12 protein-coding genes are annotated in these 13,950 nt (G+C 68.3%); 6 read left to right on the top strand and 6 right to left on the bottom strand.

All coding sequences use genetic code 11. The annotated features are described in order from the left end of the window. Positions 1-20 precede the first annotated feature (20 nt). The 3 genes from ACYVK5_RS16715 to ACYVK5_RS16725 all read left to right on the top strand — a co-directional run bounded on the left by ACYVK5_RS16715 (position 21) and on the right by ACYVK5_RS16725 (position 3,533). Positions 21-623, top strand: a complete 603-nt coding sequence (locus ACYVK5_RS16715; protein ID WP_460707031.1) for a thymidine kinase — start codon at positions 21-23, stop codon at positions 621-623. A gap of 274 nt (positions 624-897) precedes the next feature. Beyond that, on the top strand, positions 898-2,025 hold the full coding sequence (locus tag ACYVK5_RS16720; RefSeq protein WP_460707033.1) for an Asp23/Gls24 family envelope stress response protein: 1,128 nt from the start codon (positions 898-900) through the stop codon (positions 2,023-2,025). Between the two features lie 368 nt (positions 2,026-2,393). Beyond that, entirely contained in the window at positions 2,394-3,533 is a 1,140-nt protein-coding gene (locus ACYVK5_RS16725) for an Asp23/Gls24 family envelope stress response protein (RefSeq protein WP_460707036.1), read from the top strand. 24 nt (positions 3,534-3,557) lie between these two features. On the opposite strand, the gene ACYVK5_RS16730 is transcribed toward ACYVK5_RS16725, so the two are convergent. Continuing rightward, a complete protein-coding gene (locus tag ACYVK5_RS16730) occupies positions 3,558-3,818 on the bottom strand; it encodes a hypothetical protein (protein ID WP_460707038.1) in 261 nt (86 codons plus the stop codon). A 269-nt stretch (positions 3,819-4,087) separates the two neighbouring features. Between ACYVK5_RS16730 and ACYVK5_RS16735 the strand changes: the two genes are divergently transcribed. After that, positions 4,088-4,888 (top strand): alpha/beta fold hydrolase, encoded by an 801-nt coding sequence (locus ACYVK5_RS16735; protein ID WP_460707040.1) that lies wholly within the window; start codon positions 4,088-4,090, stop codon positions 4,886-4,888. Here the strand turns inward: ACYVK5_RS16735 and ACYVK5_RS16740 are convergent. Beyond that, a complete protein-coding gene (locus tag ACYVK5_RS16740; RefSeq protein ID WP_460707042.1) occupies positions 4,788-5,987 on the bottom strand; it encodes an Acg family FMN-binding oxidoreductase in 1,200 nt (399 codons plus the stop codon). The genes ACYVK5_RS16735 and ACYVK5_RS16740 overlap by 101 nt on opposite strands. Before the next feature lie 153 nt (positions 5,988-6,140). Here ACYVK5_RS16740 and ACYVK5_RS16745 point away from each other — a divergent pair, with 153 nt between their 5' ends. Next, positions 6,141-6,290, top strand: a complete 150-nt coding sequence (locus tag ACYVK5_RS16745) for a hypothetical protein (RefSeq protein WP_460707044.1) — start codon at positions 6,141-6,143, stop codon at positions 6,288-6,290. Between the two features lie 154 nt (positions 6,291-6,444). On the opposite strand, the gene ACYVK5_RS16750 is transcribed toward ACYVK5_RS16745, so the two are convergent. Further along, the gene (locus tag ACYVK5_RS16750; RefSeq protein ID WP_460707046.1) at positions 6,445-8,508 is read right to left on the bottom strand and encodes an alpha-L-fucosidase; all 2,064 of its coding nucleotides are present in this window, start codon (positions 8,506-8,508) and stop codon (positions 6,445-6,447) included. A 412-nt stretch (positions 8,509-8,920) separates the two neighbouring features. On the opposite strand from ACYVK5_RS16750, the gene ACYVK5_RS16755 reads away from it, so the two are divergent. Next, positions 8,921-10,189 carry an ATP-binding protein gene (locus ACYVK5_RS16755; RefSeq protein ID WP_460707048.1) on the top strand — a complete coding sequence of 423 codons (1,269 nt, stop codon included), beginning with the start codon at positions 8,921-8,923 and terminating at the stop codon, positions 10,187-10,189. A 133-nt stretch (positions 10,190-10,322) separates the two neighbouring features. On the opposite strand, the gene glnA is transcribed toward ACYVK5_RS16755, so the two are convergent. From glnA to lipA, 3 genes are all read right to left on the bottom strand, one after another. Next, positions 10,323-11,747, bottom strand: coding sequence for a type I glutamate--ammonia ligase (gene glnA, locus ACYVK5_RS16760; RefSeq protein WP_460707050.1), 1,425 nt, complete (start codon positions 11,745-11,747; stop codon positions 10,323-10,325). Positions 11,748-12,005: 258 nt separating this feature from the next. Further along, positions 12,006-12,737, bottom strand: coding sequence for a DUF4191 domain-containing protein (locus ACYVK5_RS16765; protein ID WP_460707052.1), 732 nt, complete (start codon positions 12,735-12,737; stop codon positions 12,006-12,008). Between the two features lie 117 nt (positions 12,738-12,854). Continuing rightward, positions 12,855-13,859, bottom strand: coding sequence for a lipoyl synthase (gene lipA, locus ACYVK5_RS16770; RefSeq protein ID WP_460707054.1), 1,005 nt, complete (start codon positions 13,857-13,859; stop codon positions 12,855-12,857). Positions 13,860-13,950: the final 91 nt, after the last annotated feature.

The raw sequence follows: 13,950 nt of genomic DNA on the forward strand, positions 1-13,950 counted from the left end.
GACGGCGGGGAGGTGCGTCGGTGGAGCTGTCGCTGGTACTCGGCCCGATGAAGTCCGGGAAGTCGCTCGACCTCATCGCGCAGATGGCGCCGCTGGCGTACTCGAGGCTGAGCTGCGCCGTCGTACAGTCGGCACGGCACGTGCGGGACGCGCGCATCGTCTCCCGGACAGGCGCTTCGGTGCCGACGATCAAGCTCGAAACCCTCGAGCCGCTGCTGCACACCACCGAGGACGTCGTTGCCATCGACGAGGTTCACATGTTCACGCCCGCCGACGTCCGGGTCGTCGAGGAACTGGTGTTGCGCGGCACCCGCGTGCTGGCCTGCGGCATCGACCTCGACCACCGCGGCGAGCTGTTCGCGACCATCCGGGGGCTGCTCGAGCTGGGGCCGACCGACGTGCGCTACCGGCGGGCCGTGTGCGACCGCTGCCAGGACCTGCACGCCGCGTTCACCCAGGTCCTCCGCGACGGCCTGCCGTTCCTCGATCCTCTGGGCGCCTCCGAACCGCTGCCCGACGACGGCACGTTCACCTACGAGGCGTTGTGCCGCCGCTGTTTCGTGCTGCCGGAGACGGCGATCGTCACCGGCTCGTCGGGCACGATCCGGCCACAGCGGGCGTGACGCGGCCGGTCTCATCCGTGCCCCGCCCCCGGGCCCACCGGTGAACACGGGCACCGACCCTCGAGCGTCCGCGGGCTCTCGTTCCCGTCGTGGAACTGTTGAACCGCAGGCGAACCTCCCGGAAAGAACCGGCGACGACGTCGGCTCGGCCTTGTCACCGGTGGGGTGCGGCATGTATGAACACAGGACCCGTGACCTGCGGCATCGGTCGGATCCCCAGCACGACGCCGTTCGCAGGAACCCGCCGCATCCTCACCGAAGGAGACCCGTCCGCATGGCCGAAATCAGCAACAACGTCTTCCACCGCCCCAGCGCGTCCCCCCGGCCCGCGAACAGCGGCGACGACGACGCGCCCGCATCGGGTCCCGAGACGCCCCTGGCGATCGCGATCCAGGTGGCCGCGAGCGACACCGTCGAACGGGGCGCGGGCGCGCCTGCGGTCCGGAAGACCGCCGTCGACGACGTCGTGGACGCCGCGGAAGTAGACGCAGGCGAGTCCGGCGATGGTGAGGCTGCCGCGGACGCCTCCGCCATCGAGACCACCGAGGCGGTTGGTGTCGCAGGGCCGGCCGACACGCTCCCGGCGGACACCACGGACAGCGGCACTGCTACCGAGGACGAAGACACCTCCTCGGAGGTGCCCGCGGAAGTGGCCGCGGGATTCTCTGATGCGGGCACTGCCGATGCGGGCGCTGCCGAGGGAGTCAGCGCGGACGACGCCGCCCGGAGCGAGGCTGAAGTGCCGGACGTGGTCCAGGAGATGGTCGCCGACCCGGTGGCCGACGGCGAGGCTGTGGTCGCCGAGAGCACTGCGCCAGAGGCTGGCACGGAAGAGGACGGCCCCACGCCCGGCGTGGCCGATGAGGGGGCCGAGGGTCCCCAGGACTCCGAGGAAGGCGAGCCTGCCGATGCGAGCCGGGACGATGCGAACCAGGATGGAGCAGGCCAGGACGACGCGGGCGAGGAGGCTCCGATGGACGGTACCGAACCGGCCGGGCGTAACATCGCCGACGCCGTAGGCGGCGACCAGGACAGCGCTGCGGAGGAGGTCGCCGCGGCGGCCGCCGAGGAAGCCGGCGCCGAGACAGACGCGGCGGACTCGCGTCCGCCGGCGCACCTGCGAGGTGACACCACAGTGAGCGACGGCGTCGTGGCGAAGCTCGTCAATGCGGTGGCGGCCAAGGTCGAGGGCGTGTACGCCCTCGATGGTGCCGGGGTCGAGGTCGTCGACGACGTCGCGACGGTCACGGTTTCGTTCGTCGCCGACTACGGGAGCCCTGTCAAGGCCGTGGCCACCCAGGTCCGCACCGGCGTGATCGAGGCCGCCGAGGGCCTCCTCGAGCTCGACGTCGAAGCCGTGCACGTCAACGTCAGCGACCTGCACACGCCTGACCTGTCCTGACGCGAGAAACAACGGCCGGCACCGCAACCTGCCGTGAGGCGGGAGCGCGGTGCCGGCCGCAAACTCCGATCACGCGCCGGCCGGACAGGCGAGGCCGGACGGGCGAGGGCCCTGCCAGAGGCGGCGATCGTCCCGGCGCGTCCGGCGTGCCCCGGCCGCCGCGGACCTGACGCGACGGGCCTGCGCCCGTTGAACCGCGGGCGAATCTCCCGGGAAGAACTGGCGACGGCGTCTTCTCGGTCTTGTCACCGTCGGGTCACGGGATGTATGAACACAGGACACGTGACGAGCGTCACTGATCGCATCCCCTGGACGGCGCCCGCTCCCGCGTACCCAACCGCATCCCCAGTCGAAGGAGACTCGTCCGCATGTCCGAGTTCATCAACAACATCTTCCACCGACCCAACGAGTCCTCCGACACCACGACCAGCGGCAACGACGCCGCGGCCGCATCGGAGACCGAGGCGAACGCGGCCATCGCGCCCCAGGCGGCCGTGACCGACACCGCCGAGCAGAGCAGCAACCCGTTCGTGGTCCGCGGGGCCGTCGCCGACACCGCGGACGGCAGCGTGCCCGCTGATGGTGACGTCGCCGTCGACGTCCCCGCCGGCGAGGGCGCCGACGCGGCCGCCGTCGACCCGACGGAACAGCGCGAGACCGCGGACGACGTCGCGTCGAACGCCGACGAGAGCACCCCGGACGCCCCTGCGGAAGAAGCCGAGGGGGAGACCGACGCCGTCGACGGCGATGCCGTTCCCGAGGGTGAAGCCGCTACGGAGGGTGAGTCCGTCCCCGGAGGCGATGCCGTCGCCGAGGGTGAAGCCGACACAACCGACGAGGCTCAGGAGACGTCCGGCGACCCGGTGACCGAGGGTGAGGCAGCGGTGGTCGACGACGACGCGACCGACGCCGTGCAGGACGACGCACCGCTCGCCGCCCCCGAGGACGGAGCCGAGGCATCCGATGCCGACGGCGATGCCGACGCGGGCGAGGACGGTACCGGTGAGGACAGCGCGGCAGCGGACGCTGCGGGTGACGGCGCGGCGGGCGAGGACGCTGCGGACGAGGACGCAGCAGGCGACGACGCTGCAGACACGGACGACGAGGTGGACGAGACCGACGCCGAGCAGGCCGCCGACACCTCCGACTCCGCAAGCGACGACCAGGCGACCGACGCCCCCGACGCCGAGGCCGACGCGGCGAACGTGCGACCGGCGGCGGACGTCCGCGGCAACACCACCGTGAGCGACGGGGTCGTGGCGAAGCTCGTCAACGCAGTGGCGGCCAAGGTCGAGGGCGTGTACGCCCTCGACGGCGCCGGGGTCGAGGTCGCCGACGACGTCGCGACGATCACGGTCTCGTTCGTCGCCGAGTACGGGAGCCCCATCAAGGCGGTGGCCACGAAGATCCGCACCGACGTGATCGACACCGTCGAGAACCTCCTCGAGCTCGACGTCGAGGCCGTGCACGTCAACGTCAGCGACATGCACACGCCTGACCCGTCCTGACCCGAGGAACGGCGGCTGACACTGCTACGTGCCATGGTGCGGTTCAGCCGCCGTTCCGGCGACATCAGCAGCCCTGAGGGCGCGCTGCATGGAGGCCGAGGTCATGCCCACGAGCACTATCATCTGCTCGTCGTGCAGGACGACTCCAATCGCTTCGACCGCAATGACGACTTCAGCGGAGACATTGTCCGGCCCTGGTCGAAACCTCCGATCGATATCTTGTTCCGCATCGCCGTGCGTGTACCCGCCGGTCAGATCCTCCGGCTCACCGTCGAGGAACTCCATGAGCGAAACGCCCATGCGATCGGCAGCCCTGCCGTGGACTCCTCGTCGTGTTCGCATAGCCCGCCCGACTCGGAGGAGTCCACGCGTGCCGCCACCGGGAAGGCGCTTGCGGCTCGCGTGGACTTTTCGTGGGGGCGTCGGAGGCGCCTGGAGCGTCCGCGACGTCGGCCGCGGGCGCGCCGGTGGAGGTCGTGCGATGAGGATCGTGGTCTTCTGTTGGAGTACACCCCCTGTCCTCAGGGGATCCGGAGGCCGGGCATCATGGGGCGATGAAAGAGAACCAAACCCCGACGGCGGTGCTGCTGCATGGCTGGCCAGTCACGACTGAGCACTGGCGATACCTGATTCCAGCACTTGAAGGCGTCGGCATCACAGCGATCCCGGTCACGCTTCCTGGACTTGGAGCCGTTCCGGCCTCCGACGTGACTGACTTCGGCAAAGCGGCACTCGCCGACTGGGTCCGGGCACGGCTGGCACAGGAGGGTGTTACCCGCTTCGCCATCGTCGGTCACGACTGGGGTGCGACGGTCGGATACTTCATCGCCGCCGCCGCGCCCGAGTCGGTCAGTGCGCTCATGGTCGAGGAAGAGATCCTTCCCGGTGTCGATATCGAGGTCCCCACGCCCGGCCGCGACTTCTATCCGGACTGGCACGGCCCCTTCAATCGGGTACCCGGCCTTGCGGAGAAGCTCGTGCCCGGAGGGGAGGCGGCGTACTACGGCACGTTCCTGGAACAGAGCGCCGGACCAAGCGGCCTCGATCCGGACATCCTTCAGGTCTACCTCGAGGCCTACAGCACTCCTGGCGTTCTGGACGCCGGGCTTGCTTACTACCGCACTCGGTCCAAGGACATCGGCGACATCCAGGCGCTCGCCCCCCAGTCGATCTCCACGCCTGTCCTGGCGATCGGAGGCCGCTACGCGATGGGGGCAGCTGTCGCACAGGGAATGGCCACCCTGGCAACCGACGTCACCCGGCTCGTCCTCGAAGAGTCCGGCCACTACCCGGCCGAGCAGGAACCCGACAGCGTGAACCACGCGATCGTACGGTTTCTCCAGCAGCACTCCTGACGGCCGGTACCGGGCCGCGCCGCTGCAGACCGAGGACGACCAGGTCGGAGATGCCGAACGCGTAGCCGGGCATCCCGTCGGGACGGCGGGTGCGGTTGGGGTGGATCCAGGCGGCAAGCTCATGACGGAAGCCTGCATCGTCGAACTGGCTGCGGTCGCCCTCGCCGACGAGCGCGGCGATGGCCGCTCTGGGGCCGTCGCCGGTGAGCACATGCAGATTGGCTCCGGCATGGTGGATGTCGCGCCCGAGCTGCGCCAGGACCTCTTGGGCGACGGGCCGGGCCTCGAAGACGGAGCAGTGCGCGTGCCACTTGTCGATGGCCTCGAACAGCTGATGGTCGCCCGGTCGCGGCGTGTGTGCCTGACCGAGGCCCACGGTGGCGAGCAGATCGCGGTCGTCGCGGTCGGGGAACTCCGACACGTCGCCGGCGTACCCGAAGTGCCGCAACGCCACGATGAGGTGAGCCAGGGCGGCACCGCAGCTCATCACCAGCTCCCGGTCCTCGGGATCGACCACGGCCAATGCCCGGCTGCGGTCGGCGTACAGGCGAAGGCGGCGCTCGGCGATGTGGAACCGCCAGGGCTGGGTGTTGTGCCCCGAGGGTGCGCGGACGGCATAGCGCAGCAGGAACTGCCAGATCTGCTCCTCGGTGCCATCGCGGGGGAAGCCGCCCGCGTCGTCAACGGAGGGGTACGGCTGCACGGCGTTCATCTCTGCCTCCTGGGCGAGTGACGAGTGGGGGTTGTAGCTGGTGAACTTCATCCAAGGCTTGTCCGGGGCACCTCGGATCCTGCCGTGGATACGGGCACGGAAACTGGCTACCCGGGGCTGCCCGACGGCGCCGGATTGCCGGACATAGGCGGCGACGGGCGCTGGGAGGTGTGCGAGATCTGCGTCGGTCACCATCCCAGCCGCTGAGCGCATCTTGGTGGCCAGGTCGGCGAGGGCCGACCTGGCCCGGCGGTGGTACTCAGCGCGGTAGCTCGCCGGTCCCCACGAGGCATACCCATGGATGACGGCCACGAGAAGAATGAGGTTCGCCGCGGTGCCGGCCTTGGCATCGCTCCACGACGAGAAGATCATCGCCTGCGAGGTCACCACCGCTACGGCGCAGCAGTCCCAGCAGGGTCATGAGTCTGCGGTCCATCGCGCCTCCCTCGGCAATCGGACGATGACCACGCTAGGCGCCGTCCGAGGTTCGAATCAGTGCCGAAGGTCCCCCGACACAACCGCCGAAGGCCTCAGATGGGTGTGAGCGGCAGGAGACGGCTGGACTCCATCAAGGCGGTGGCCACGAAGATCCGCACCGACGTGATCGAGGCCGTCGAGAACCTCCTCGAGCTCGACGTCGAAGCCGTGCACGTCGACGTCAGCGACATGCACGCGCCGGACCGGTCCTGACGTGACGAACGGCGGCTGGCCTGCACTCTTACCACGTGGCAAGAGTGCAGGCCAGCCGCCGTTCCAGTGCTCCGACCCGCCTCTGTGCGGGCGGCCGAGTGGCTCTCCACCACCTCGCCCGTCGTCGGCGGGGAGCGCGGATGTGCCGCTGCGGTCAGACGACTCCGTCGAATGTCCACAGCAGGTTGTTGTGCTGGAACCATGTCCACTGCTTGGTCACTGAACCGGACGGGACCGCTCCGCCGCCGTCGAGGACCAGCCCCGTGGTGCGGTTGGCGATCGAGTACCGGCCGTCGCCACGGTCGGTGATCCTCCACTGCTGGTTGGTGCCGCCGTTCCAGGCTGCCTGCCGCACTGGGTCGCCCTTGGTGGTGGAGCCCCAGCCGTCGGCGACCATGCCGTTGGTGCGGTTCACGAGCCTGTAGTAGTCGTTGCCGAGGTCGATCGCCTGCCACTGCAGATTGGTGCTGGTGACCGGCGTCCACTGCTTCAGGTTCGAGCCGCTGGCGACGTTGCCGCCGCTGTCGAGGGCCAGGTGGTTCGTGACGTTGATCAGGCGGAAGTGGGCGGCCGGGTCGAACGACACCTTCAGCGAGTTGATGGCATCGTTGTTGCCGGTCGCGCGAAGGTCGGAGTTGTTCGCGGTGAACGTCCAGGCCGTGCCCGTGAGGTTGTCACCGGAGTAGCCCGTCACCTGGTAGCCGTCGGGCACCAGCATCGAGGAGATGCTGGCGGGCGCCACTCCGGCGGCCGACAGCTGGGAGGACGTGTAGCTGCCCAGGGGCAGCTCGGCGCTGGATCCGGAATAGGCGACATGCTGAAACACCGTCACGGAGGTCGTCGTGGGCGCTGTGGGCATCCCGTCGACCTCGACGCAGACCACCGGGACGCTGGCGTCGGGCGAGGTGGCCGGCACCGCGACGTCGATGTAGCTGCCGCTGACGGTGTAGCTGAGCGAGGCCGACGGGTTGTCCATGAGATAGACGCGACTGATCGTGTTGTCGATCGCCGGGATCTGGAGCACGCCGTTCGCGGGCCAGGTAAAGACGTGGGCGAAGAGCTTTCCGTTCTTCTTGGTGACCCTGCCCCAGCTCGGCTCGGCGGCGAACGGGCTGCCGCTCGTGCCGTAGACGCTGTCGCCGTACGTCGACATCCAGGAGCCCAGGCCGTTGAGGATGGTCACGGACCCGTCGGTGATCGAGCCGTCACCCTTGGGGCCGATGTTCAGCAGCAGGTTTCCGTCCCGGGAGACGACCGTGACGAGTTCCTGCACGACGTCCTCGACGGACCGGTAGGAGTTTTCCCTCGAGGAGTTGTAGCCCCAGGCGCCGTTCATCGTGACGCACCGCTCCCACGGCCGTTCCATTGCGACGGCAGGTACGCCGAACTCCGCGACTGCGTAGTCGCCGAGACCGAGGTCACGCTTGACCCGTTCGTTGACGATGAGGTCGGGCTTGCGTGCGATCAGCCAGTTGTAGAGGTCGACGCCGTCCGACTCCAGCCACCAGTCCTCCGGTGTGGGGCTGCTGGGTTCGGCGAACCAGTCGCCGTCGAACCACAGCAGTGCCGGGTCGTAGCGGTCCAGCAGCTCCTGCAGTTGGGCCTTCATGTCGGTGATGTAGGCGGCGCGCGCGGCCTGCGAGGACATCGTGGTGACGCCGCCCTGCCGGCGGGTCTGCGAGGGGTGGTTCCAGTCGAGAATCGAGTAGTACAGGCAGAACTTGATGCCACGGCTCTCGCACTCGGTCTTGAGTGCCGCCAGCAGATCGCCCTCGTGCCCGGCGTAGTCGTGGAGGTCGTACTGCTGGGTGCCGGTGGTGTCGGTGAAGCTCGCGACGTCCGAGTCCCACATCGCGAAGCCCTCGTGATGCTTGGCGGTGATCACGAGGTACTTCATGCCGGCGCTCTCGGCGAGCTCGGCGATGTCGGCGGCGCTGAACGCGGTGGGGTTGAAGGCCTTGCTGACCTGGGTCTGGTAGTCGGCCTTGCTCCAGTCGTCGCTGTGCATCACCCACTCGCCCCGGCCGAGGTAGGAGTAGGACCCGAAGTGGATGAACATGCCCAGCCGGGCCTGGTACCACCAGTCCAGTTTGGCGGGGACCGTGTACGCCTCGGCGGTGGCGGACCACATGACCTGCGGCAGGCCGAACGTCGCGACGCCGCCGGCAAGGGCGGCGGCCTTCATGAGGGAACGTCTGGTGAGGGGAGCGAACGACATTGTGCGACTCCTTGAGGAGGAAGGGGAACTGCGGGCGGAAGCTTCCTGTTCGCGAAACGGCACGGACGGTGGGCGAGCACGGATCGGGCGAGGCGTCGCCTCTGAACATCAGATGTATTGTTAGCCTGGATCCGCCCCTTTGTCCAGGGTGTGAGAGCCGATCTGCACGAACATGCCATCTGCTTCGCTGCGATCGAAGATCCAATGACCAGGACATCTGATGTATACGTCGAGGCTGGTCAGTGAGTGCGGGAGACGCGGCTTCACGGCGCGGCCACCCTGAGGCCGACCGTTCGGGGATTCGAAGTGCGACCGTTACGGGACTCGAGCGCCGACCGTTCGGGGACTTGCATCCCGACCGTTACGGGATTCGAGGTGCGGCCGTTACGGGATTCAACTATCGTGTCGGTTCATGGAACATGCCTCTGGGCTGATCGAACGCAGGATCCTGGACGTCGCTCTCACGCACGCCACGGAGAGTCCTGTCGTCCTGCTTGAAGGGCCTCGGACCGTAGGCAAGTCGACCTTGCTTCACGCGCTGGCGGACAGGCTCGGCGGCCGTGTGCTGGACCTGGATGACCTCGACACGCGGACCGCCGTCGCGCAGGACCCCGCGACGATGATCGACGGTCCGGGTCCAGTGCTGATCGACGAGTACCAGCACGCGCCGGTCGTTCTCGACGCGATCAAGGCGCGCCTGAATACCTCAAGTCGACCTGGTCAGTTCGTCCTCACGGGCTCCGCGCGGCACGAGTCGCTGCCGCGGGCCGCGCAGGCACTGACCGGTCGGCTCGACCGGTTGCAGGTCCTGCCGTTTTCCCAGGCCGAGGTCGAGGGAACCCGTCCCGACATGTTGAGCCGGCTCCTGACTGACCCTGAGAAGTTTGTGCTCGCGGCGCCGTCGTCCACCACGCGCGAGGAGTACATCGCGCGCATCACCCGTGGCGGTTTCCCCATCGCCATGACAGCCGGGACCGATCGGGCTCGCTGGCGATGGTTCGACAACTACGTCCGCCTCACGCTCGAACGCGATGTGCAGGAGATCTCACGTGTGCGTCAGGCCCACACGCTGCCTGCCGTCCTCGAACGCCTTGCCGGGCAGACCGCTCAGCTCCTCAATGGTGCCCAACTCGCGCACGGCGTCGGGATTGACGCCTCGACCGCCCGCGACTACGTGCGCCTCCTCGAAGCGGTGTTCCTCGTCCAGCTTCTGCCCGCCTGGGACAGAACACTGACCAAGCGCACCACGGCGCGCCCGAAGGCCCACATGGTCGACACCGGTGTCTCGACCCGCCTTCTGCGGCTCACAGCCGAAAAGCTCGCCCGGCGGGATCCGGCAGCGCTGGCCGAGTTCGGGCACCCGCTGGAGACATTCGTCGTGCAGGAGATTCTTAAGGAGGCGAGCTGGACCGAGGAGATCGCCGACGCCGGACAGTGGCGCACCAAGGACAACGACGAAGCCGATCTGGTCTTGGAGATTGATGACGGTCGTGTCATCGCCTTCGAGATCAAGGCAGCCGCCCGTGTCTCCGGGAATGACCTCCGCGGACTGGCCAAGCTTCGAGATCTCCTCGGGGACGCCTTCGTCGCGGGCGTTGCCCTATACACCGGAGCCCGCTCCTACACGTACGAGGACCGCCTCCACGTCATGCCCATCGACAGGCTCTGGCGTGAGCAGTAACTCGGATCTCCGGGCCGGGGGCACTGACACGGCAGCACGAGAAACGGCGGCAGACGCTGCACAGTGCCGAGAGGCATCGATGCAGGTCAACCGCCGTTTCAGCGTTCCGACCAGGCCCTATGCGGGCAGCCGATCAGATGTCGTAGTACAGCTCGAACTCGTGCGGGTGCGGGCGCAGGCGGATCGGGTCCACCTCGTTCTCGCGCTTGTAGTCGATCCACGTCGAGATGAGGTCCTCGGAGAAGACGTCACCGGCGGTGAGGAACTCGTGGTCGGCCTCGAGGGCGTCGAGCACCTCGGGGAGCGACGTCGGGACCTGCGGGATGAGCGCGTGCTCCTCCGGGGGCAGCTCGTACAGGTCCTTGTCGACCGGCGCCGGCGGCTCGATCTTGTTCTTGATGCCGTCGATGCCGGCGAGCAGCATCGCCGAGAACGCGAGGTACGGGTTCGACGACGGGTCCGGCGCGCGGAACTCGATGCGCTTCGCCTTGGGCGAGGAGCCCGTGATCGGGATACGGATCGAGGCGGAGCGGTTACGGGCCGAGTAGACCAGGTTCACGGGGGCCTCGAAGCCCGGCACCAGACGGTGGTACGAGTTCATCGAGGGGTTCGTGAAGGCCAGCAGCGACGGCGCGTGCTTGAGGATGCCGCCGAGGTACCAGCGGGCCGTGTCGGACAGGCCGCCGTAGCCCTTCTCGTCGTAGAACAGCGGCTCGCCGCCCAGCCACAGGGACTGGTGGGAGTGCATGCCGGAGCCGTTGTCACCGAAGATCGGCTTCGGCATGAACGTCGCCGACTTACCGGCCTCGAAGGCCACGTTCTTGATGACGTACTTGAACTTCATCAGGTCGTCGGCGGCGTGCAGCAGGGTGTTGAACTTGTAGTTGATCTCCTGCTGGCCGGCCGTGCCCACCTCGTGGTGAGCCCGCTCGACGGAGAGGCCGACCTGGCCGAGGGTCTTGACCATGTCGTCGCGGAGGTCCGCGAAACGGTCGCTCGGCGAGGTGGGGAAGTAGCCACCCTTGTAACGGGTCTTGTACCCGAGGTTGCCGCCCTCCTCCTCGCGACCGGTGTTCCACCAGGCCTCTTCGGAGTCGATCGAGTAGAAGCTCTCGGACTGCGACGTACCGAACTTCACGTCGTCGAAGATGTAGAACTCCGCCTCGGGCGCGAAGAACGCGGTGTCCGCGATGCCCGTGGAGCGGAGGTACGCCTCGGCCTTGGCCGCGATGTTGCGCGGGTCGCGGGCGTACGGCTCGTTCGTGAACGGGTCCACGATCGAGAAGTTCATGACCAGCGTCTTGGCCTTGCGGAACGGGTCGACGAACGCCGTGCCCACGTCCGGCACGAGCTTCATGTCGGACTCGTGGATCGCCTGGAACCCGCGGATCGACGAACCGTCGAACATGAGGCCCTCGGTGAACGAGTCCTCGCTGAACTGGTCGACGGGGATGTTGAAGTGCTGCATCACGCCCGGCAGGTCGATGAACCGGACGTCGACGAACTCCACCCCCTCGGTGCGGGTGAAGGCGATTGCCTCCTCGGCGTTGCTGAACATCTGCGCTCCTTGGCTCGCTGGATGACGTTCGGGAGAGTGACCGTCCGGTTGACCGCGCACGGATCCACCCGAACCTATGGTTCCGCGGTTTCTCTCGGGTTACTGATTGTTGCCGCCACGTTACGCCCGGCTCTCGGGTGTGTAACTCCCGGGAGAAGGGTAAGTCCGGCCCTCGTCAGCGGCTCACACATTGCCAGAACCGGCGTCCGGGCCCCATCGCTGTCCGCTGGACGGATGTTCAACGGAGCAGGAATCGGATCAGCGGCCGCGCATCGCCTTGCGGTCGGGGCGCATGCGCGTCGGGTCGATACCCTTCGGGATCGGCAGCCTGGCGCCGCCGAGCGCCTTGAGGCGCTTGCCGACCTCGGTCACCTCGGACTTCGTGAGCGTCTTCTTCAGCTTCGTCACGGAGCGGGTGAGCTTGGTCAGCGGGACCTGCCCCTCCTCGTCACCGCACTGGATCGTCGTGACCGGCACGTTGGGCAGCACGCGGGCGGTGCGCTTGCTCTCCTTGTCGAGCAGCTTCCGCGCGCGGTGCGAGGGCCCCTCGGACACCAGCACCACCCCGGCACGGCCGACGCCGCGGAACACGAAGTCCTGGTTGCGGGGGTCGACGGCGACGGGCTCGTCCTCGAACGTCCAGCCGCCGCGCACCGTCCCGAGCGCGGCCCGGGCGGCACCCGGCTGGCCCTGGATCTGCGTGTAGGCGGCCTTCTCCGCCCTGCGCGACAGCACGAACATCGCGCCGAGCAGGCCGAACGGGATGCCCACGATCAGCATGTAGATCGGGTGGCCCCAGAGCAGGCCGATCACCTCGGCCAGGAGCACGATCGCCACGAAGACGCCCGCCATGATCCACGTCACCGACGGATCCTGCTTGTGGGTCATCTTGTAGACGGCCCACACCTGGTGGTACCAGCGCTGCTTCTTGGGCTTCTTGGTGCCGCCCTCGCCTGCGCGCGTGCTGTCTGGAGAGTTCGATCGGGCCATGAAATCCGATTCTACTTGCGTTGCCGCGGGCGGGCGGACGGCTGGGGGTGCAGAACGGCGGACGCGGACCGAGGTCCGCGTCCGCCGTTCGAGGAAAGTGATCCCGGGGACGTCCGCTCAGCGCGGAGCCAGCAGGCTCGACGCCTCCTGACGGGCCGTCATCGGCTCGCCCAGGTGCTGCAGCGCGTCGGGGATCTCGCGCCCCTTCTTCGTCATGGCCTGGCCCCACAGCCGGCCCGCGCGGTACGAGGACCGCACCAGCGGCCCCGCCATCACGCCCAGGAACCCGGTCTCCTCCGCGAACTCGCTGAGCTCCACGAACTCCTCCGGCCGCACCCAGCGGTCCACCGGGTGGTGCCGCACGGACGGGCGCAGGTACTGCGTGATCGTGATGAGGTCGCAGCCCGCGTCGTGCAGGTCCACGAGGGCCTGCTTGATCTCGTCGATGGTCTCGCCCATCCCGAGGATCAGGTTCGACTTCGTCACCAGCCCCGCCTCGCGCGCCCGCGTCAGCACGGACAGCGACCGCTCGTAGCGGAAGGCCGGGCGGATCTGCTTGAAGATCCGCGGCACCGTCTCCACGTTGTGCGCGAGCACCTCCGGGCGGGACTCGTTGACCTCGTCCAGCAGCTCGGGAATCGCGTTGAAGTCGGGGATGAGCAGCTCGACGCCCGTGCCCGGGTTCAGCGCGTGGATCTGGCGCACGGTCTCGGCGTAGAGCCAGGCGCCGCCGTCGGGCAGGTCGTCACGGGCCACGCCCGTCACCGTCGAGTACTTCAGCCCCATCGTCCGGACCGACTCCGCCACGCGCCGCGGCTCGTCCCGGTCGAACTCCGCCGGCTTGCCCGTGTCGATCTGGCAGAAGTCGCAGCGGCGGGTGCACTGGTCACCGCCGATGAGGAACGTCGCCTCCCGGTCCTCCCAGCACTCGAAGATGTTGGGACAGCCCGCCTCCTCGCACACCGTGTGCAGGCCCTCGCCCTTGACCAGGCCCTTCATGTCGCGGTACTCGGGTCCCATCGTCGCCCGGGTCTTGATCCACTCGGGCTTCTTCTCGATGGGGGTCGCCGCGTTGCGCGCTTCGACGCGGAGCATGCGACGGCCCTCGGGTGCGATGGTCACGCTGTCTTCCCCTCCCAGGTCAGGGTTCTCCTGGCCAGCCTACGGCGTTCGTGTACGACGGCGGTCGTGGTGACGGCCCGCGCGTGCGTGG

The organism is Myceligenerans halotolerans (genome assembly GCF_054782975.1).